This window comes from Lactiplantibacillus songbeiensis (genome assembly GCF_005405125.1).
GTDB classification, from domain to species: Bacteria; Bacillota; Bacilli; order Lactobacillales; family Lactobacillaceae; genus Lactiplantibacillus; species Lactiplantibacillus songbeiensis.
Window position 1 is genome coordinate 58,441 of record NZ_BJDL01000019.1, and the last position, 19,199, is coordinate 77,639.

At 44.7% G+C, this 19,199-nt stretch carries 20 protein-coding genes; 5 read left to right on the forward strand and 15 right to left on the reverse strand.

Annotated elements, in window-relative coordinates; all coding sequences use genetic code 11:
- The 6 genes from FFM77_RS07890 to FFM77_RS07915 all read right to left on the reverse strand — a co-directional run bounded on the left by FFM77_RS07890 (window position 1) and on the right by FFM77_RS07915 (window position 5,580).
- Complete coding sequence (locus FFM77_RS07890) at window positions 1–951, reverse strand: hypothetical protein (protein WP_137635269.1); 951 nt, start codon at window positions 949–951, stop codon at window positions 1–3.
- On the reverse strand, window positions 941–1,834 hold the full coding sequence (locus tag FFM77_RS07895; RefSeq protein ID WP_137635227.1) for an exonuclease SbcC: 894 nt from the start codon (window positions 1,832–1,834) through the stop codon (window positions 941–943). The genes FFM77_RS07890 and FFM77_RS07895 overlap by 11 nt, the downstream gene beginning before the upstream one ends.
- 203 nt (window positions 1,835–2,037) lie before the next feature.
- Window positions 2,038–3,384 carry a type I glutamate--ammonia ligase gene (gene glnA, locus FFM77_RS07900; RefSeq protein WP_137635228.1) on the reverse strand — a complete coding sequence of 449 codons (1,347 nt, stop codon included), beginning with the start codon at window positions 3,382–3,384 and terminating at the stop codon, window positions 2,038–2,040.
- Window positions 3,385–3,428: 44 nt separating this feature from the next.
- A complete protein-coding gene (locus FFM77_RS07905) occupies window positions 3,429–3,809 on the reverse strand; it encodes a MerR family transcriptional regulator (RefSeq protein ID WP_137635229.1) in 381 nt (126 codons plus the stop codon).
- Between the two features lie 110 nt (window positions 3,810–3,919).
- Window positions 3,920–4,843 carry a tRNA (adenosine(37)-N6)-dimethylallyltransferase MiaA gene (miaA, locus tag FFM77_RS07910; RefSeq protein ID WP_137635230.1) on the reverse strand — a complete coding sequence of 308 codons (924 nt, stop codon included), beginning with the start codon at window positions 4,841–4,843 and terminating at the stop codon, window positions 3,920–3,922.
- Between the two features lie 2 nt (window positions 4,844–4,845).
- Entirely contained in the window at window positions 4,846–5,580 is a 735-nt protein-coding gene (locus FFM77_RS07915; RefSeq protein ID WP_137635231.1) for a glycerophosphodiester phosphodiesterase, read from the reverse strand.
- A 103-nt stretch (window positions 5,581–5,683) separates the two neighbouring features.
- On the opposite strand from FFM77_RS07915, the gene FFM77_RS07920 reads away from it, so the two are divergent.
- Entirely contained in the window at window positions 5,684–5,860 is a 177-nt protein-coding gene (locus FFM77_RS07920) for a DUF3042 family protein (protein WP_137635232.1), read from the forward strand.
- Between the two features lie 49 nt (window positions 5,861–5,909).
- On the opposite strand, the gene FFM77_RS07925 is transcribed toward FFM77_RS07920, so the two are convergent.
- The 7 genes from FFM77_RS07925 to FFM77_RS07955 form a co-directional block, all read right to left on the reverse strand.
- Window positions 5,910–6,323 (reverse strand): rhodanese-like domain-containing protein, encoded by a 414-nt coding sequence (locus FFM77_RS07925; RefSeq protein ID WP_137635233.1) that lies wholly within the window; start codon window positions 6,321–6,323, stop codon window positions 5,910–5,912.
- 803 nt (window positions 6,324–7,126) lie between these two features.
- Entirely contained in the window at window positions 7,127–8,089 is a 963-nt protein-coding gene (locus FFM77_RS07930) for an ROK family glucokinase (protein WP_137635234.1), read from the reverse strand.
- An 87-nt stretch (window positions 8,090–8,176) separates the two neighbouring features.
- Entirely contained in the window at window positions 8,177–8,404 is a 228-nt protein-coding gene (locus tag FFM77_RS07935; RefSeq protein WP_137635235.1) for a YqgQ family protein, read from the reverse strand.
- A 27-nt stretch (window positions 8,405–8,431) separates the two neighbouring features.
- The gene (locus tag FFM77_RS07940) at window positions 8,432–9,109 is read right to left on the reverse strand and encodes a rhomboid family intramembrane serine protease (RefSeq protein WP_137635236.1); all 678 of its coding nucleotides are present in this window, start codon (window positions 9,107–9,109) and stop codon (window positions 8,432–8,434) included.
- Window positions 9,096–9,662, reverse strand: a complete 567-nt coding sequence (locus FFM77_RS07945) for a 5-formyltetrahydrofolate cyclo-ligase (RefSeq protein WP_137635237.1) — start codon at window positions 9,660–9,662, stop codon at window positions 9,096–9,098. Before FFM77_RS07945 ends, FFM77_RS07940 begins: the two co-directional genes overlap by 14 nt.
- Before the next feature lie 149 nt (window positions 9,663–9,811).
- Window positions 9,812–9,961 carry a 50S ribosomal protein L33 gene (gene rpmG, locus FFM77_RS07950; RefSeq protein WP_137607457.1) on the reverse strand — a complete coding sequence of 50 codons (150 nt, stop codon included), beginning with the start codon at window positions 9,959–9,961 and terminating at the stop codon, window positions 9,812–9,814.
- Window positions 9,962–10,086: 125 nt separating this feature from the next.
- On the reverse strand, window positions 10,087–12,120 hold the full coding sequence (locus tag FFM77_RS07955; protein ID WP_137635238.1) for a peptidoglycan D,D-transpeptidase FtsI family protein: 2,034 nt from the start codon (window positions 12,118–12,120) through the stop codon (window positions 10,087–10,089).
- 199 nt (window positions 12,121–12,319) lie between these two features.
- Between FFM77_RS07955 and FFM77_RS07960 the strand changes: the two genes are divergently transcribed.
- The gene (locus tag FFM77_RS07960) at window positions 12,320–14,968 is read left to right on the forward strand and encodes a YfhO family protein (protein WP_137635239.1); all 2,649 of its coding nucleotides are present in this window, start codon (window positions 12,320–12,322) and stop codon (window positions 14,966–14,968) included.
- A gap of 556 nt (window positions 14,969–15,524) precedes the next feature.
- Here FFM77_RS07960 and FFM77_RS07965 read toward each other — a convergent pair.
- A complete protein-coding gene (locus FFM77_RS07965) occupies window positions 15,525–15,830 on the reverse strand; it encodes a HesB/YadR/YfhF family protein (protein WP_137635240.1) in 306 nt (101 codons plus the stop codon).
- 174 nt (window positions 15,831–16,004) lie between these two features.
- On the opposite strand from FFM77_RS07965, the gene FFM77_RS07970 reads away from it, so the two are divergent.
- Complete coding sequence (locus FFM77_RS07970; RefSeq protein WP_223876807.1) at window positions 16,005–16,544, forward strand: LytTR family DNA-binding domain-containing protein; 540 nt, start codon at window positions 16,005–16,007, stop codon at window positions 16,542–16,544.
- A 46-nt stretch (window positions 16,545–16,590) separates the two neighbouring features.
- On the opposite strand, the gene FFM77_RS07975 is transcribed toward FFM77_RS07970, so the two are convergent.
- A complete protein-coding gene (locus FFM77_RS07975) occupies window positions 16,591–17,844 on the reverse strand; it encodes an RNA-guided endonuclease InsQ/TnpB family protein (protein WP_137635242.1) in 1,254 nt (417 codons plus the stop codon).
- A gap of 95 nt (window positions 17,845–17,939) precedes the next feature.
- Here FFM77_RS07975 and tnpA point away from each other — a divergent pair, with 95 nt between their 5' ends.
- Both tnpA and FFM77_RS07985 read left to right on the forward strand, forming a co-directional pair.
- Complete coding sequence (gene tnpA / locus FFM77_RS07980; RefSeq protein ID WP_137635243.1) at window positions 17,940–18,359, forward strand: IS200/IS605 family transposase; 420 nt, start codon at window positions 17,940–17,942, stop codon at window positions 18,357–18,359.
- An 83-nt stretch (window positions 18,360–18,442) separates the two neighbouring features.
- Window positions 18,443–19,162: a LiaF transmembrane domain-containing protein gene (locus FFM77_RS07985; RefSeq protein WP_137635244.1), complete on the forward strand. Its 720-nt coding sequence runs from the start codon at window positions 18,443–18,445 to the stop codon at window positions 19,160–19,162.
- The last annotated feature ends 37 nt before the right edge of the window (window positions 19,163–19,199 follow it).

Genomic DNA, 19,199 nt, shown 5'->3' on the forward strand with positions numbered 1-19,199 from the left:
CTACGCAAAAACTAATGGGTCGGCTTTAATCGCCAGCGACTCAATATTTTCTAAGTACCAATCACGCATGAAATCAAAGTGCAATAAAACGTCAAACCACGACACCCGTTGCTCATCATCATGGACGGTGATGACCCACTTAGCAGTCCCAGCCGACCCAGCATCAAAGATATCAATCAACAAGTCTCCTGGTAATTGAATCTGCGCGCCATGACCATGGGGTGAATTCTGCAACATGTAGTCATTCTTAGCAGCCGTCACAAACAACTTATCAACGACTTCTCCACTCAAATCAGCCTCATGTAATTCGTACTTCGCTGCATTAGCCACATCCAAGATATTGAAGTCGACGTTAAAGCCGAAGTCATCTTGTAAATAATGACCAAAGTTAATTAACGTGGCAAGCACGGTATTAATTTGGTCAACGCCAACACCTTTTAACAATAATTTATTAATAAATAAATTTGTGAAAGCGGTACTATTAAATCGCAGCAACCGGCGTTCCAAGTGAATATAGAACAAGTTTTCACCAGTCGTTTGTTCATGATAGTAAGCCCCACCATTATCATTATCGACGACTTGGTACAAGAATGTATAGTCATCAGATAACTCATTGAAGACATGGTACAACGATTCGCTGTGCGCTCGGGTATTTAAGATCGCATGTTCATCATCATGCATTCCTAAGAGCCGACTCATAAAGATCAGATAATAGTCTGCATTCTGGTATTGATGTGGGAATGTCACATAAGCGGAGTCCAGCTTAAAGTCAGACAATTCCTTAGCCGCAGTTAATAAGGTCTCACCATCGTTTGTATCAATCAATTGATCCATTAACTTGGTGAACTTTTGACCGTTCGCTAAGCCGCTTTTAAGACCCTCGTTAAACATCGACAACTTTCCATGGGTACTGAGCGTTGCCGAGTCAATCTTTTTCGCATCATTCGTCATCAGCATTGACCTGTGCCTTTCCAATCAGCGTGGTCAAGTAGTCGACGTAGAGACTACGATTACGCTCATTAAAGTTTTCAAAACTCTTAAAGGATTTCTCAATGGCTTGCTTTTCATAAGCCAAAATCGTGTCCTCCTTAGAAAGGGTCAAAATCTTGGCTTCGTTATCCTTCATGGTGGCATGGGCATTGTTAGCTTGTTCATCTTGTTCAGCAAGCTTAGTTAACTGATCAATGATTTGTTGACGTTCATCTTTAATCCGGCCAGAATCAAACAATGAGTTCCGTTGGCCATTTTCTTTTAGTTGTTGCCGTAACTTATCTTTTTGTTGATCACGGTCGCCTTGAGCATCAATCAAGGCTTGTAATTGATCATTAGCTGCCGAAATCCGTTGAATGCCATCCGTATTGAACCGTTTATGGCTAGCCGCCAATTCAAATGTTTTTTGTAACTTATTGAATTCTTCTTGGCTGAACTCAAAGGCGACTTTTAAGGCATTGAGCTTACCAAACCGCCGACGATCCCACCAATTTCCAAAGTAAATCTGGAATTCGCCGAGCTGGGTCTCTTCATAATAAAAGAATGGGTATTCATGGGCCAAATAATCAATGAGCTTAGTACTTAAATAATGGCTGATTGCTGGATGCACATCCGTAATTAAATTGACCTGCGTATTGCGGGCGGGATTTGGTTCTTCATTTAATAAGGCTTGGTGATAATGGTCACCATCGATCAATTCGTAGATCAATCGATCATCACCAGCCGAAATTGCTTGGCGCAGCGTTGATAAATAGTCCAGTTTTTGCTGTAAGCTATCCGTTAGCTCGCGCGTAGGTTGATCTTGTTCGTTTTGTTCAAGATCAGGCTGACTTTGTTTTTCCATGATAATCTCCTTGCAATCAATTGATAATTGGCAAATTGCTGAATTGCGTTTCTAATACTCATGTTACCGAAAAACCAGCCAATAATAAAGGTTTGTGCTGGTAATTTTTCAATTTTATAACAAGTTACGTCGATTTCGATTGCCATTTAACCAATCCGAAAAAAAGAAGCCCCAACAGGACTTCTTTTTAATCAAGTATCAGTTTAATACAATTCCATGTATTGTTCGCGTTCCCATTCACTAACTTGTTGACGATATGACGCCCATTCTAAGCGTTTCGCTTCCAAGAAGCTTTGATAGATATGTGGTCCTAACGCCTTCTTCATGGTTGGGTCAGTCTGGAATTCCTTCAACGCATTGTGCAACGTTGATGGTAAGTCTTCAATTCCAGCCGCTTGCCGTTCGTCTTCGTTCATGACGTAGATGTTACGGTCAATACTCTTCGGTGGTTCGATGTTGTTCTTAACCCCATCCAGACCAGCTTCCAAAACGGCTGCAAAGGCTAAGTAAGGGTTAGCTGAGGCATCAACACTCCGTAATTCCAAACGGGTGGACAAGCCACGGGCACTTGGAATTCGAATCATTGGTGAGCGGTTAGACCCAGACCAAGCCACATAAACTGGGGCTTCGTAGCCAGGCACTAAACGTTTGTATGAGTTAACGGTTGGGTTGGTTACCGCCGTATAACTACGGGCATGCTTCATCAAGCCGCCTAAGAAATGATAGGCATCGGTTGATAATTGTAATTCATCTTGTTCGCTCTTGTCGTAGAACGCATTGCCTTGATCATGGAACAAGGACATATTCACGTGCATCCCAGAGCCATTGACACCATTTAATGGTTTTGGCATGAAGGTTGCCCATAAATTGTACTTGCGCGCAATCGTCTTGACGACTAATTTGAACGTTTGGATATGGTCAGCGGCAGTTAAAGCGTCCGCATACTTAAAGTCAATTTCATGTTGGCCAGGAGCAACTTCATGGTGACTGGCTTCGACATTAAAGCCTAAGCGTTCGAGTTCCAACGCGATATCACGCCGACAGTTTTCACCTAAGTCCATTGGGGCTAAATCAAAGTAGCTCCCTTTATCGTTAAGTTCGGTCGTTGGTTCGCCTTTATCATTCATCTTGAATAAGAAGAATTCAGGTTCAGTCCCGATATTAAAGGCCGTGTAGCCGGCATCACGCATGTCGCTTAAGACCCGGATCAAGTTGTTACGAGGATCGCCTTCGAATGGTTGGCGGTCGGACGTGTAAACTTCACAGATGATCCGAGCAATCTTCCCATGTTCAGTATTCCAAGGCATGATTAACCAAGTCGATAAGTCTGGATATAAATACATGTCACTTTCTTCGATGCGAACGAAACCGTCGATTGAAGAGCCATCAAACATTAATTTATTATCTAATAACTTGTCCAGTTGAGAAACCGGTACTTCAACATTTTTGATGGTCCCAAATAAATCAGTGAACATTAAACGTAAAAAGTTAACGTTCTCTTCTTTAACAATCTTACGAATGTCGTCCTTTGTATATTGCTGTTTTGCCATGCAAATCGCTCCTTAAATTGATTGACTATATGGATGCAGACGAATTAATGAGTCGGAAATTCTGGACCATGTTTGGACTTAAAGCCCCCGATATTCAGAAACTCGTCATGTAGGATCTGGCGTACATCGTTGTCAGTCAGCGGCCGCGCTAAATCAGCGGCCTGTTGTTTGGCTTTTTGCTGTTGCTGAGCATAAATTTCTTTAATCCCAGCAATATTAATCCCAGCAGCTAAATAATCCTTGATCTCTAACAAGCGATCAACATCGTTTAATGAGAACATCCGCCGATTACCGGCGTTGCGTTCCGGATGACTCAACCCTTGTTCTTCATAATAGCGAATCTGCCGGGCGGTCAAATTAGCCAACTTCATAACTGTACCAATTGGTAGGACAGCTAACGAACGACGCAATTCCTTTTCCTTCATGACGACCCTCCTCTTTAATACATGCTTAATATTAGCAATGTCATACCAGAATGTCAATCATACATGTAAGAAAATATCACATCATTTATATCGGGTATACCAATTTATTTTTAGTTCAACCAACTAGCTAACTGGGCTTGGATATCTTGTTGCTGGTCGGGGTGTTCCAATAAGTTGAACCAGTCCACACTCATCTTATTGCGAAACCAGGTCAGCTGGCGCTTCGCATAGTGACGCGAATCTTGCTTGATCAGTTCAACTGCGGCGGCCAAGTCCGTCTGACCTTCAAAATACGGAAATAGTTCATGGTAGCCGATGCCTTTGCCAGCTGGCAGTTCGCGCCCTCCTTGATCATAGAGCCATTTCGCCTCGTCAACTAGCCCTGCCGTCATCATCTGATCAACCCGCTGATTAATGCGGTCATAGACGAGCTGGCGATTGGCCGTCAGACAAAGCGTCAGCGCATCTAACGCGGTTGTTGGTGTATCGGCCTGAGCGGAGAATAGCTGGTCACTCGTGTGTTGATATTCTAACGCGCGCACAACGCGGACGGTATTCTGCGGTTCAATCGCCGCTGCCGCCGCTGGATCAATCGTTTGTAGCTGCTGCCACACAGCGTCCGAACCCTGCGCAGCCGCTAAATCAAATAATTGTTGCCGATACGCCATATCTGGCGCCGCCTTAGTTGGCCCAAATTGATAACCAGCTAACAATGACTGTAGGTAAAAGCCAGTTCCCCCAACAATAATCGGCAACTTGCCACGGGCTTGAATCTGATTAATCAGATCCGTGGCCCGTGTCACAAACTCTGCGACCGTAAAACGCTGATTAACGGCCTTAATATCAATTAAATAATGCGGAATGCCCACCCGTTCTGCTGGTAAGACCTTGGCCGTGCCAATATCGAGATGGCGGTAAACTTGCATCGAATCCCCTGAGATGATCTCCCCATTAAATTGCCGCGCTAACGTTAATGAAAGCGCCGTTTTGCCAACGGCGGTGGGGCCGGCGATTAATAACACTTTTTGATTCATGATTAACCTCCCTGCATCTTAAGCCGCAACCGATACGCCAAGCCGGGATAATCGGTAATTAAACCAGCAAAGTGATGCCGATAACAAAACTTCATATCACGCTCAGTATTTACCGTCCAAGGCCGTAACTGTACCTTGGGCAACAACAGCCAGTGACGCCGCACCCAGCGAATATCTGGGTGGTAGCCGATAATCACTTGTTCAGCATGCAACCGTTTGGCCGTTTTGAATTTCGTCTGAAATAAGCTATCAAATTCGGCTTCAGGTTGTAAGGCATGCAAGCGTTCAATTGATTTGCCATAAAAGCTCGAATAGACCAATTTGAACGGGACATGATGATGATTAAAATAATCAGCGACCATGGCTTCAATCCCGTCATAATGAATCTTATTCGTCTTTAATTCTAAATTAAAAATACCCGTGAACTTTTTATCAATCAGTAACTGCACGACCTCATCCAAAGTTGGCACCCGTGTTCCGGCATAACTGGCATCAAACTTTATCCCGGCATCAAGCTGTTTAAGTTGTGCCAACGTCAAATCAACAATCCGGCCTTCACCGTCAGTCGTTCGATCAACGCGTTCGTCATGCATGATGATCAGATGACCGTCTTTTGATAAATGGACATCGGTTTCAATCCCATCGGCCCCATCCGCTAGCGCCGCCGCAAAGGATGGCAAGGTATTCTCTGGTCGAGTTCCTTTGCTGCCGCGATGGGCAATAATCTGTGTTAACATGTGACCACCTCTACTTACCCCAAAATATTTCAAGCTTTTAATATTGATATCTAATCGCAAAACAATCATAATGAAACTAAGAACTTACTAGGAGGGTCTAACTATGAAATCATTTACACGCGGTTTCTTATTCGGCGTTGTCGCAACTGCCGGCGCCGTTATCGGTTCCGTACTATCGTTCAAGAAGCAGGTCGTTGATCCAATTGAAGACCAAGAAAACAAATTCGAAGAAAACCGCAAACGCGCGTTACGCAAAAGTCGTAGTGCTCATAACGGTTAAACTAAAAAATGGTGGCATGAACAAGAGCATTGTTCTGGCCGCCATTTTTTTAATACTTCGCTTTTTTCGTCTTACCTTCCCACTTTGCATAGCCGGGCTTCAAGATATATAACTCTTTGTAGCCTTTTTTAGCTAACAAAACCACGGCCCGGGTACTCAAACTATGAGTCTGATCGTAAAGATAGATTGGCATATCTGCCCGTAATTCATTCATTCGCATTTTTAAAGACGTGAATGGAATATTCCGAGCACCTAAGATGTGACCCGCGTCAAAATCTTTCTTTTCACGCAAGTCAATCACTTGAGCCTTACGCATCCCTGCTTGGAACTCATCTTCTTCTAACATCTGCGACACTTGCCGCCGCCGAATATAATTGTATAATGACCAAATAAAATAAGCCGCAATTAAGACCAGCAAAACGATGTTGACATAAGTCAAACCACTAATCGCACCTAAAACCACAGTATCCCTCCTAATTTCTACTTCTATATTTTACACATATCTTGCAGCCCTGTAAACCGCGGTTTGTAAACCCTGACATTAATTACGCTTGAACAATTCAAGACAGTGGATAAACTTGCTGATAGTGCCGCTCCGGTTGGTCTGGATTGATGCTGGAACGTGGTGGCCACGTTTGTGAGCCACAGTACGGTCTCACAAGCCGGGCTTTCACTAGACCGGGAAACCCACCCGATCAAGTGAAATTTCACCACTGAGCATCATCCAGCCCGCCCTGCGCTAAAGTGATGGCTGATTATTTTGTTGGTTACGATCAAAACCTGTTTTCTAAATAATTAGATAATTCGTGAAACATGTTCATATTGTTAAACTCATTGAGTCCATCAATCAACTTAGACTTTTTGATAACGAGGTAACTTCTTAACTCCACTTTTAAACTGCAAGTCAGGCCTATTGTAAGAGTACTAACTCCCGAAACCTAAGTAACAAGTGTTAGAAATCATTTCAAGCATCATATCTATTTTCAATCACCATCAACAGTCGGAGTGACCAGGTCATTCGCCGTGTCGAGCCACTTAGATCGACGGGCTTTCCAACCTTAGTGGCTGGGCCGACTTTTGAGACGTGGGTTGCGGCTCAAAAGCGCCCTGCAGACCGCTCTATGGCTGCAGGTCTGCCCCACCGCGAATACCCTGGTCAACGCAGACGAGCAACTTTAGCAAGACCGTTTTTAGTCCCTTAACCTTTAATCCTAAACACGAAAAAAGCCTGAAGAACTCAATCTCCAGACTTAATCAATATTTGTTTTAAATAAACCGTTGCGCTAATGAAGCCGCACCGATAACCCCAGCATCGTTACCTAACACAGCTAACTTCAATTCAGTCGTGTTACGAACGGTTGGGAATGTGTTTTGTTTGAAGTAATGGTCGACTTGACGTAATAAGAAGTCGCCGGCTGCGGAAACCCCGCCACCGATAATGATAGATGATGGGTTCATCGTGTTACCAACGTTGGCTAAAGCTAAGCCTAAGTAGAAGCTAACCCGGTCAACGACACTTTGTGCTAAGATGTCGCCTTCTTTAGCTAAGTCAAAAGTAATCTTAGAACTGATTTCTTCACCGTTATCTAAGAGTTGCTTTAATTTTGAGACGCCAGAGAATTCTTCAGCCATATCACGAGCCACATGGACCACCCCGGTTGCGGATGCATATTGTTCCAAACAACCGCGCTTGCCACAAGTACACATATAGCCATCTGGCTTAACGGTCACATGACCAATTTCACCAGCTGCGCCAGCTGCCCCGTGTAATAAGTGACCGCCAGCGATGACACCGCCACCGACACCAGTCCCAAGAGTTACAAAGACCACATCGTTACCATTTTCGCCAGCACCCTTCCAGCGTTCGCCTAAAGCAGCGACGTTGGCATCGTTATCCAAAGTAAATTGAATCCCGGTGCCAGCTTCAATCTGCTTTTTAACGGGTTGTAAGGTCTTCCAGTTCAAGTTGTAAGCGCCGATAACGGTCCCAGCGTCTAAATCAACTGTCCCAGGAGTCCCCATCCCAATACCGACAAAGTCTGACTTATTCATCTTGTATAAGTCGATGTGATGGTTAATAGAGTCGATGATGTTTGGCACGATATGTGCGCCTTCATCTAAAATCGTTGTTTCGATGCTCCATTTTTGTTGAATGTCACCATTTTCAGTTAAAATAGCGAATTTAGTGGTCGTCCCACCAAGGTCGACCCCGATTAATTTGCGATCCATGTTACAAAATCCCTCCATCTAAGTGATGCGACTGAATCAACCAGTCGTGTTGGTTATTGCCGAATATCAACTTACTCAAAGCCCTAGTTAACGGTGCTCATCACCGTCAGCTGATTGCTCACGTGCTGCTTCTATCCGGTGCTCATGATTCAAGACGACTTTTACGCGAGCGTACAACTTGGCGTCAATGACCCCAGCTTGATACAAATGATCAATCTCGATGGCCATTAACTCAATATCCCAAATCCGCTTGCCCACGTAGACATAAACACCGAATTTCTTCAGTAATTGTTGGACATCGTAAAGTGTCTTCATGTGCATATCCTCGATTAATTATACAGTTTATTGCCAGTTTGTAAAACCTAATTTTACTAGTGCAATCCATGCGATCACTAAGGTAATTCCCGCTAGAATTCGTTTCATCCGTGGAATCTGACCAATCCGTGGCACACCGACAACATAGGCCAATAAGAAACCGCCAGCTAATCCGCCGACATGGCCCCAAATATCGATCCCCGTTGAGAAAATATCAAAGACCAAATTCATAACTGTCAGGAGTAGGAATTGCCGCGTTAACTGGCGAATCACTGGATTCTCCCAGAAGGACTCCCCGACCATTAAGAACGCCCCAAACAGGGCAAAAATGGCGGTACTAGCACCAACTGATTGGTTCGGTGACAATGCAAAGCTCATCACGTTCCCGCTCACGCCACCAAGCAGATACAGTAACAGCATCCGCCAATGGCCAAATAACGCTTCAATCTGCATCCCCATAAAGTAAATCACCACGCCATTGACTGCAATATGCATCAAGCCCATATGTAAGAAAATCGGCGTGAACAGGCGCCACCATTGACCAGCAATAATCGCCTGATCATTTTTGGCGCCCAACATATATAGGACGTAAGAAACCGTACTACCGCCTAATAGCCATTCGACTAAAAAGACAGCAATGGTTAAGCCTAATAAGATATGGGTCACCGCTGGCTGAGTTTGCCACCATCGTTTAATCTCTGTCATTAACACCATCCTCTGCTACTAATAAGTCATCTAATAAAATATCATACGCATCGACTGGCCACTCGGCATGCGCAAATGCCATCTCACGGTAAGCCAATGTTAGTTTAGTACCCGGATAATCTGCCAGGTAGCGGTCATAGTACCCGCCACCAAACCCGATCCGAGCATGATCCGACCGACTATACCCTAATCCTGGTACTAAAATCAGGTCAATCGCGGTCTTAGGCACGGCGTCACCCGTGGTCGGTTCTAAAATGCCAAACTTAGTCCGCGCTAACTGACTGGTCGCCGTATACGGGATAAAGGCCATCTGTCGCTGTGGCAAGGTCTTGGGAATCACGACTTGCTTACCAGCTTGCCAGGCCGCTTCAATCAATGGCTGCGTCGCCACCTCAATGGCGCTACTGATCGTGATTGCGACCGTTTGTGCTTGTTGCCAAGCAGTCGTTGCAAACAATTGTCGTTGCAAAGAGGCGTTTTGCTGGTCACGATCAGCGTCAGTAAGCTGACTTAATCGTTGAATCTGTTGTTGTCGAAAGGCTTTCTTCTCCATCTGCCAAGTCCCCCAATGTTATTTAGGTTAAAACTAAAAAAACTCATTCATCAACAGGCGGATTGGAAGACCAACCCGCATTTGCCAACAAATGAGCGTCACATTGCCAGATGACAATGTCGCAGAAAAAACAACAGGTTACCCTGCTGTTATTTCGTTTCACGATGTAATGTTACTTTATGATCCCGTGGACAATACTTCTTAAATTCAACCCGATCCGGATTGTTCCGACGGTTCTTTGAAGATAAGTAGTTACGTTCATGGCATTCTGTACATTCAAGTGTAATGTGTACCCGCATGTTGTTGACCCTCCAAACTCATTCGCATAATACAGGGCCGGAACCCTTAACTTGAATTACTATACCATTAATGGTTAAAAAATGCCAGTATCAATTAAGATACTGGCATTAAAAACAATGATTTTTTATTTAGAATAATACTTCCAAAACTCTTTGTAGATTAACTTAGCTGTCGTGGTGTTAGCAACCCCGCCACTAGAAATCCCTGGGAAGACAATCGCCATAGCAACTTTAGGATTGTTGTATGGTGCATAAGTCGCCAAACTCAAGGTTTCCGTTGAAGTCGATCCATGGAACGTTTCGGCCGTCCCAGACTTAGCGGCAACTTGTGGTGACAAGCTAGCTAAATCAGACCCCGTCTTATAAGCACTCGTCCCATGAACAACTAAATAGTACCCTTTTTGAACCACATCAAAGTATGATGACGGGACATCGACGGTATTTAAAACGCGCGGCGTCACGTTGGTTTGCACTTTACCTTGCGAGCCATCCGCGTTAGTCCCAGTAATCGATGACACGATATGTGGCGCAATACGTCGGCCACCGTTAGCCATCGTGGCAATATATTGGGCCACTTGAATCGTGGTATACGCATCGTAGTTCCCAAAGGACAAGTCTAACGCTTTACCAATGCTCTTACGACTAGAATCCCCTTGGAATCCAGTGGCTTCACCTGGTAAATCAACCCCGGTCTTCACACCAAGGCCAAATTCATTGAAGTAACCCCGCAATTTTGAGAAGACTGACGTGGACATCGTCAAGCCTTTACCAGAAGCATAATTAAAGTTACCTTCCTTCATGGCCAACTGCATCATATACGAGTTAGAAGAAACTTCCATCGCTTCTGAAGCGGTCAATGGAATGCTGGCACTCCCGGACTTATTGAACCAAGAACTCTTCGTCGCAGTTCCGGCCAACTTAATCGGGGTATCCGTCATCGTACTGCTAGTTGGCGTGATGACACCAGACTGTAGCGCGCCCATAACTGTGGCACCCTTAACAACGGATCCCATAACGAAGGTCTGGTTAATCGTCCCTAAGGCATTTTCAGTAACTTTACCCGTCGACAGATCGCGACTGGCCCCCGCCAAGGCATAAATCGCCCCAGTCTGTGGGTTCAAGACGACTGCGTAAGCTCCGGGTAGATATGGATTACTACCACCAACGGACTTAGTTTGTGACATCATAATACTTTGAACGGCTTTTTGGAACTTCGAGTTGATGGTCAAGCTCAGGTTATCACCCTTTTGACCACCATATTTCTTAATTTCTTTTTGAATCACACCATCTTGGGTCTTCACCTCAGTTTGAGATTTAGTCCCCTTTAAGACGTTTTCATATTGCTTTTCCAATTGACTCTGGCCCACGGAATCATCCCGCGAATAGCCTTCTGCCAATAAGGTCTTGACATCATCACTTGGCAACCCTTGCTTTTCAGTCGTAACTGACCCAAGCACACTACTCAAGCTGGTCCCGTTCGGATAACTCCGCGTCCAACTCGTCCCAACCTTGACCCCGGGCATTTCGGATTGATGTTCCCCAATCTCGGCCAATTCAGTATTTGAGACCCCGGTTGACTTCAGATTGACAGTCGATAAGGAATAGGCGCCGCTCATCTTCGCGTAAATAGCCGCCGCATTCTTTTCACTCGACGTCATCGACTTAATGAGGTTTTGCTCCGTATATTTTACTTCGCGATCATACAAGACATCAGAATCAGTCGATGTCTTAACGTGCTTCGCCACCGCCTTTAAGTTGGTTTTGTTAGCTAAGTAATAATCCGCCCGATTACGGTCCGTCAAGCTCGACGTCGAAATCGTCAGGTATTGGCCTAGCTTAGTGGCAATCGTATACATCTTATCGGAAGCCACATTCAAGCCTTTGGTATATTGAATCGCTTGATGCGATTTATTCCCAACTAAGACCCGGCCGGTTGAATCATAGACCGATCCCCGTTGCACACTCGCCGTGGCGGTCGTGTTGTTAGCGGAGTTAACTTCGGTCGCAAACTTCTGACCATAATCAACTTGTAGATAGGCTAACTGACCAATCAAGGCTGCAAACAACAGAAAGACGATGAAAAATAAAAAATTCAATCGAAAAGGAATATGTGACTTATTAGGGTCACGGTTTGCAGAAATCTTTTTAAACAGTTTCAATTCTCAAGCTCCCGTTCTTAAACTTTAGTAAACATTTAACAAAATTTCGTCAGATGCCCCTAGCAATCCTAAATAATTGCGCTACTTATGCTATTCTATACGATAGGCATAAAAATTTCAGCCGTTATTCTAGATTTTAATGTTTTTTTGATTTTTCTAAATAATTGGCTGAATATTTTAAAAAGATTGAGGTGGCATTTTGAAAATCCGTCGTATTTTTGACAAGCGTACTTGGCCGCTTTGGCTAAGCTTTTGGCTGCCATTAATATTAATGACCGGCTATTTTATTTATCGACACATGGCGCCCTTTGGTTCCAGCAGCTTGCTGACTGTCGATATGGGACAACAATACGTTGATCTCTTCTCCTACTTCCGACACACCCTCTTGCACGACCCGAGTGCGTTCTTCTATTCATTCTCGAAGACCATCGGGGGCGACATGATGGGCGTCTGGGCCTACTACTTAATGAGTCCCTTTAATTTAATCTTACTGGTCTTCCCAGGTCAATCGATTACCGTTGGGATCTTCATCATTACGATCTTAAAGTATGGTTGTGCCGGTTTAGCGTTCGGCTGGCTCCTAACTAAGACCCACACACAACGCGGTTGGCTCGTGCCAATTTTTAGTACCGCATATGCGATGATGGGCTGGATGATTGCCAACCAGTTAAACTTAATCTGGCTCGACACTACTGCTATTTTACCACTAGTTATTCTCGGACTTGAGCGTTTATTTAAAACCGGCAAGATTCGTTGGTTTGCCGGGTGGTTAACCGTCATGCTGATTGACAACTACTATATGGGATACATGGTCATCCTCTTTAGTTGCCTTTACTGGCTTTACGCCGCCACTAAATATTGGCAAAACTTTAAAACGATGTTGATTCAAGCGGGTAAATTCGCTTGGGGCGGGCTACTTTCAGTCCTGCTATCGGCCTGGTTATTGCTACCAACGCTGTACGCACTACTACAAAGTAAAGCGCAATATAATGTCACTAAGATCAGTTGGAAATTCGAATATCAGCCGTGGAAGATGCTTGCCAAGTACGTCATTGGCAGCTTTAACTTCGACCAGATGCCGTCTGGGCAACCCAACGTTTATATTGCCTGGTTAGCCATTATTGGCTTTATCGTCTTTTTCTTAAGTCGCCAATTCAACTGGCAATTAAAACTCAGCGTCGGTGGCATCACCGCGTTTTTACTCTTGTCATTTTGTTACGGACCATTGGACTTGTTCTGGCATGCTGATCAATTTCCAGTCTGGTATCCGTACCGTTTCTCCTTTGTCTTTAGCTTCTGGGTCGTCTGGATCGCCGCCCAAACGTTGACTGAGAAATTAACGATCAAATTATGGCAGGCGGTCGTCGCTTTAGGCTTAATCGCAGCCGCCTTCATCACCGTTGCGTTAAACCTAAAACACGTGACTTATGTCGATGCAGCCAATCTCATGATTACGGTTGGTTTAGCCGCCATCTCATTAGTCCTACTCGTGTTGCCAAAAGAACGGCGACTATGGCTCTATCAAGTTGTTGCATTATTATTGGTTGCGACCGATATGACGATTAATGCGGTGGCATCGCTAAATAATATCTCTTACGTGTCACAAGCCGAATTTGGCCAATACACGCAGGCATTAGACACGACTGTCAGCGGCATTCAAAAACAGGACAGTGACTTTTATCGCATCGGCAAAACGTTTACCCGGACCAAGGATGATCCCTTGCAAGCCGCTTATAACGGTGCGGATCACTTTAGTTCTACTTTTGAAAGTATCATCCCGAACTTCTTTGGCTCGATTGGCCAACCGGATGGTGATGGGGTCGTCACTTATTCTAACGGCACTTTGATTACCGACTCATTACTCGATATGCACTACTTTATGGATAAGACCGTCCCGAGTGCCCAAGCAGATAATAATAACTACAATAGTTATATTCCCGTCACGAGTACTAAGCCGGACTTGCAACATTATACGAAGCAACCCAGCTTGAGTAACAGTCAGGCTACCGTCTACAAGAATCCCTATGCACTGGGCCTAGGCTTTGGTGCCGCTGATAAGATTCTCAAGCTCAAAGTTTCCAAAACGACCGGGGATCCTGTAGCCCGTCAAGAACTGCTCTATCAAACGTTAGCCAACCGGTCACCATCCGCCTTGATTTCAGCCGAGAACTTCGACCAAGTCGTCTTCCAAAACGTGAAGAAAGTCGTCACATTAACTGGATCAGTCGTTAATAAGCAAAACTTGGCAAAGACCGGCTCGATTTACTTTAAATTCACGCCACAGACGAATGATTCTTACTACATTACCCTGGGGCAGAATTTGACACCGTCAAATGCCAGCTTCTATCTGAATGGCAAAGAACTCAAGCAATACCCAACTTACCGCCATACGATTGCGGTCAATGTGGCGACGAATAGTAAGGGGAAGACGGTGACCTTTGGGATTCAAATGAAGAAAACATCCTTGTGGTTGCAAAACTTCACGCTCTACAAACTTGATAATCCACAATTCGTTAAGTCTGCACGGAAGCTACAACAGTCGCCATGGACGATCACCAAACATTCCAGCAGCAAATTAACGGGGACCATCAACATTAAGCAAAAGCACCAAGTCTTAATGACGACGATTCCCTACTCCGCTGGCTGGCATGCCAAAGTCGATGGCAAGACGGTTTCAACTAAGAAAGTCATCAATACCTTTGTGGCGGTACCGTTAAGTCAAGGCAAGCACAGTGTGACCTTGACGTATCGGCCACCTTTACTAGTTCCTGGCTTAATCGCCAGTGGGATTGGGATTGTTGGTACCCTTGCTTGGTTTGGTATTAAACGCCGTCGTAAAACTGATTAATAGCGATTAAAAAAGTACGATACAAAATCAATGATGATTTTGTATCGTACTTTTTATATTTCTAAATTTGCCACTCTGGTTGGTCCAGAATCGGCTGGAACGTGGTGGCCACGTTTGCGAGCCACAGTGCGGTCTCACAAGCCGGGCTTTGACTAAGCCGAGCAGAACACTCGACTAAGTCAAACGACACCACTGAGCCAATTCTGGACCGCCCGACATTAAACGACCAGTCTTGATGATTGTTCACTTTGACCAGCAAAACTGGCTAAAATATTCAGTCACGTTGTTGACCTTAGTACAAACCTTTTCAAAATCAAAACCAACGATAGTTTTGAAAACCCACCAATTAACTAGTTCTGAAACCCAATTTTAGTCGTAGTGACCAGCGGGTTCGCCGTGTCGAGACCCTTAGCTGGGTGATTTCCCCAGGTTAGGGGCTGGGCCGACTTTTAAGACGCGGGCTACGGCTTAAAAGCGCCCTGCAGACCGCCCTATGGCTGCAGGTCTGCCCCACCGCGAACCCGCTGGTCAACGGAGACGGTCAACTAATTCCAATTTAGCCTTCATGATTTGCAAGATATTCATATTTAGGCCCATCGTTATCCGCATCGTAATCAACCGTTAGATCATAACCTTTAAAGAACCATTCATCTCGGTCATTGACATAATACGTCACACCATCTTTAACCGTCGTGGTGATTGGCTTGTGCGGGTCGTCATCGCGCATGACACCAATTGAAAAGCCGCTATGGACTGCGGTCTTCCCATAAGTTTTGCCATAAAAGCGGACCCCATTACCCGTAGTCACGCCCATGTCATCATGAAACCATTTGCTAGCTGCATTCGTAATTGTTATTTGCATGTTGTCACCCCATCAGTGTAATCGTTTACAGGTATTGTCACCTATTCAAGGCTAAAAAGCAACTTTGCCGATTACTGCACAAAGCTAGTGACCACTTATGCACCGTTAATGACCACTCAGGCCAAAAATATTTACAGGCTACTCAAACTATGGTGTACTAATAACACCAAGGAGGTGGGACGCTTGCAATTGCACATTCAGGTCGACCCGCAAGTAACGGAACCGACACTGACGTTGCACGTTCCTAACGCCGAAGCGGCATCCGTTGAACTGGTCGAAGCCCTTAAAAAGATTGGGCAACCCCCAGCTACGTTAACCGTTTCACAGCGCGGACAGACCATCCAATTACCACTAACAACCATTTTATTTTTTGAAGCTGATGGACACGTGGTTCGGGTACATACGACAACCGCCGTTTATACTACGACCACACGCCTCTACCAACTCGCCGAAGCGTTACCGGCAGCATTTTTGCGAGTTTCTAAATCAGCGATTGTCAACACGACCGCAATCTCCGCGTTGACGAAGTCGTTAACGGGAAATCTGATTAGGCTTCAAGATTCACCGAAACAACTTTATGCGTCACGACGCTACTACAAACAAATCAACCACGCCCGTTTAAAACCGGACGCTTGTGAGAACCACACCCCCTGGCATGGCGACCACAATTTGCTTAGATACAGCGTTAGCCTACGAATAGGACTTATCCGCTAATTACCAAAGCCTTTTAGGTCCGCAGGTTGCCAGACGGACTTGCTTCTTACAAGGTTGCTAAACCTTTGGCTAAAATGTTCTTAGCTGCATTATGATCACGCACATGAAGCGTGCCACAACTAGGACACGTCCACTTGCGGTCAGCTAACGTCAACTTACTCTTGCCAGTCATGACATGTCCACAGTGACTACAAGTTTGCGTCGTATTTCGGGGATCAATCGTCAAAAATTTTCGGCCGTAAAGGTCAGCTTTATAAGCCAGCATGCCCAGTAACGTTCGCCAACCGACATCCGAGATGCTCATTGCCAAGGCGTGATTTCGCAACATATTTTCACTTCGCAGTTCTTCAGCTACGACTAAATCGTGATTTTTGATTAAGGCCGTAGAGACGTGGTGCAGGAAGTTTTTACGTTGGTTGGCAACTTTAAGCTGTAGCTTGGCTACTTGTAGCCGTTGCTTTTGATAATTCTTTGATTCTGATAAGCGTCGTTGGGCCTTCTTAGCTCGTCTGGCTCGCCGTGACAATTTCCGTTGGGCTTTAGCTAGCTTTCCTTTAATCATTCGATAGTAACGGGGATTCTCAATGACTTGTTCATTGGAATCTGTCAGAAAATTATCAAGATTCAAATCGATGCCGACTTTAGATTCAATCGCGTGTTGCTTAGCAACAAATGGATGTTCCGACCCAATCTGCAGGGATACAAAATAATGACCCACAGCGTCCATTGAAACCGTTGTTGTTCCAATTCTGATGTCATTAGCTCGCTCTAAAATCTTTGGTGGAAGCCCCTTGAATCGGAGACGTCCCAACTTGGGTAACCACAGGTGGTGGGTATCAGTTAATCTGACGCTTCCATTACTCATAGCTGGCTCCAATACCTTGGCCCCATAGAGGCAGGACGTTTGATAAGTCTGAGTATAACCGCGCTTATGAAACTTAGGCGTCCCCGCCTGATGAACCTGGTGGAATAGTTTCCAGGCGGTCTTGTAATTCTTGATAGCATTCGCCTTCATCAGACTGTCAAAATCCGGATGATTGAGCCAACCATGGCTATTGGAAATAGCAGTTGATGGCTGCTTCAGCCGTTCAGTCAAATCAGCGATTCGATTCAAGACAATTGTAATTGGAATTTTCACTTGCTTTAACCAGAATAGGTCCTTGTTCATCCCGTTCATTTCGTTATAAATGAAGCGACTAGCATCACTGTTACGCTTAATTAGCCGCTTCTGTTCGGTTGAAGGAAAGACCCGGACCTTAACCCCATAATGATAAGGTAATTGTGCCATCGTTTTTGTCATAAACTGCCACCCCCTTTGCTTGATAACAAGCCTATCATATGAGTATACTATATTCATAGAGAAGCGTCTTATAATAATATTTATGGAGGTAACATATGAGCAAAAACAATGGCGGAGAAATCCACGAGCGAGGCTATGTTTACAACTTTCATTTTCACTTGGTCTGGGTCACTAAATACCGGCATGCAGCATTTACAACGCCTAAGCTAGCCACTGAGATGGCCGATATTCTAACGAAGATAGCCCGGCTAAACGAAGTGACCATTGAGCAGATGGCCGTAATGCCGGATCATATTCATTTACGACTAAGCTTTAAGCCTAAGTATGCCCCAACCAATGTTGTCAAAGCCTTCAAGGGCGGTTCAGCTCGCCTATTCTTTGAACGACATCCAGAGATAAAAAATCAAAAATTTTGGGGCGGACATCTCTGGTCTCCAAGTTACTTCATGAGTACTCTTGGTGATATGAGCAAGACGACCGTAGAAAACTATATTGCTAATCAGCGAAAAGCATAATGGCATTCATCCCTTGTTTGAAAGCAAGGGAATTCTGCCAAATTTATATTAAAACAAACTTTAGAGAAAAAGAGGTAACGCTTATGCAACCACGATGGTTTTGGGGCGGTTTTTTAATTATTGGTGCCGGGCTGCTCATTACGAATCAATTAGGTTTACTAGCCATTAATGTCAATCTGTTCACCCTATTTTTAACTTTAGTCTTAGCAGGCTTTTTAATTAAAGGGCTCCGCTACTTAGACTTTTTCAGTATCATCATGTCATTAACCTTTCTAGCTGTCATTTACGCACGCCCACTTGGAATTACAGCCTTAACCCCTTGGACAATAATTGTCGCGGGACTACTATTAAGCTTTGGCTTAACGTTACTCTTCCCCCGGCGTTGGCAACATTGGACGCGTGGTCACAGTTATCACCACCATCATCATCGTCAATTTCATGACGACCATGCTGATCAGGCAACCATTAATGATGATATCGCGTCCATCAACGTCAGCATGACGAATTCTATTCGCTACTTGCACAGTGCCAACTTGAGTGCCGCCAATATCAACGTTTCGATGGGCGGCGTTAAGATCTACTTTGACGATGTGCAATTGCAGGATAATCAAGCGACCATTAAAATCGATGTTTCACTCGGTAGTGCTGAACTCTACATCCCACAGAATTGGCAAGTTAAGAGTGATCTCGATGTTAGCCTAGCCACCTTTGATGATGGCAAGCCCGCCACGGATACCGTTGGCCCAGTTATTTACCTCACTGGTGGGGTTTCATTAGGAAGTATTGCGATCATCTACATTTAAACCAACCAGCAAAAAAGCGTTACCCAGTTAGCTATTA

Excerpts from the sequence above, each read along its gene's own strand:
- FFM77_RS07930 (WP_137635234.1), bottom strand. The coding sequence starts at position 8,089 with ATGGATCGCAAATTAATCGGGGTCGACCTTGGTGGGACGACCACTAAA.
- FFM77_RS07945 (WP_137635237.1), bottom strand. The coding sequence starts at position 9,662 with ATGGAGAAGAAAGCCTTTCGACAACAACAGATTCAACGATTAAGTCAG.
- glnA (WP_137635228.1), bottom strand. The coding sequence starts at position 3,384 with ATGGCAAAACAGCAATATACAAAGGACGACATTCGTAAGATTGTTAAA.
- FFM77_RS07975 (WP_137635242.1), bottom strand. The coding sequence starts at position 17,844 with ATGACAAAAACGATGGCACAATTACCTTATCATTATGGGGTTAAGGTC.
- FFM77_RS07915 (WP_137635231.1), bottom strand. The coding sequence starts at position 5,580 with ATGTTAACACAGATTATTGCCCATCGCGGCAGCAAAGGAACTCGACCA.
- FFM77_RS07895 (WP_137635227.1), bottom strand. The coding sequence starts at position 1,834 with ATGGAAAAACAAAGTCAGCCTGATCTTGAACAAAACGAACAAGATCAA.
- miaA (WP_137635230.1), bottom strand. The coding sequence starts at position 4,843 with ATGAATCAAAAAGTGTTATTAATCGCCGGCCCCACCGCCGTTGGCAAA.
- FFM77_RS07985 (WP_137635244.1), top strand. The coding sequence starts at position 18,443 with ATGCAACCACGATGGTTTTGGGGCGGTTTTTTAATTATTGGTGCCGGG.
- FFM77_RS07890 (WP_137635269.1), bottom strand. The coding sequence starts at position 951 with ATGACGAATGATGCGAAAAAGATTGACTCGGCAACGCTCAGTACCCAT.
- FFM77_RS07940 (WP_137635236.1), bottom strand. The coding sequence starts at position 9,109 with ATGACAGAGATTAAACGATGGTGGCAAACTCAGCCAGCGGTGACCCAT.
- tnpA (WP_137635243.1), top strand. The coding sequence starts at position 17,940 with ATGAGCAAAAACAATGGCGGAGAAATCCACGAGCGAGGCTATGTTTAC.
- FFM77_RS07920 (WP_137635232.1), top strand. The coding sequence starts at position 5,684 with ATGAAATCATTTACACGCGGTTTCTTATTCGGCGTTGTCGCAACTGCC.
- rpmG (WP_137607457.1), bottom strand. The coding sequence starts at position 9,961 with ATGCGGGTACACATTACACTTGAATGTACAGAATGCCATGAACGTAAC.
- FFM77_RS07935 (WP_137635235.1), bottom strand. The coding sequence starts at position 8,404 with ATGAAGACACTTTACGATGTCCAACAATTACTGAAGAAATTCGGTGTT.
- FFM77_RS07965 (WP_137635240.1), bottom strand. The coding sequence starts at position 15,830 with ATGCAAATAACAATTACGAATGCAGCTAGCAAATGGTTTCATGATGAC.
- FFM77_RS07905 (WP_137635229.1), bottom strand. The coding sequence starts at position 3,809 with ATGAAGGAAAAGGAATTGCGTCGTTCGTTAGCTGTCCTACCAATTGGT.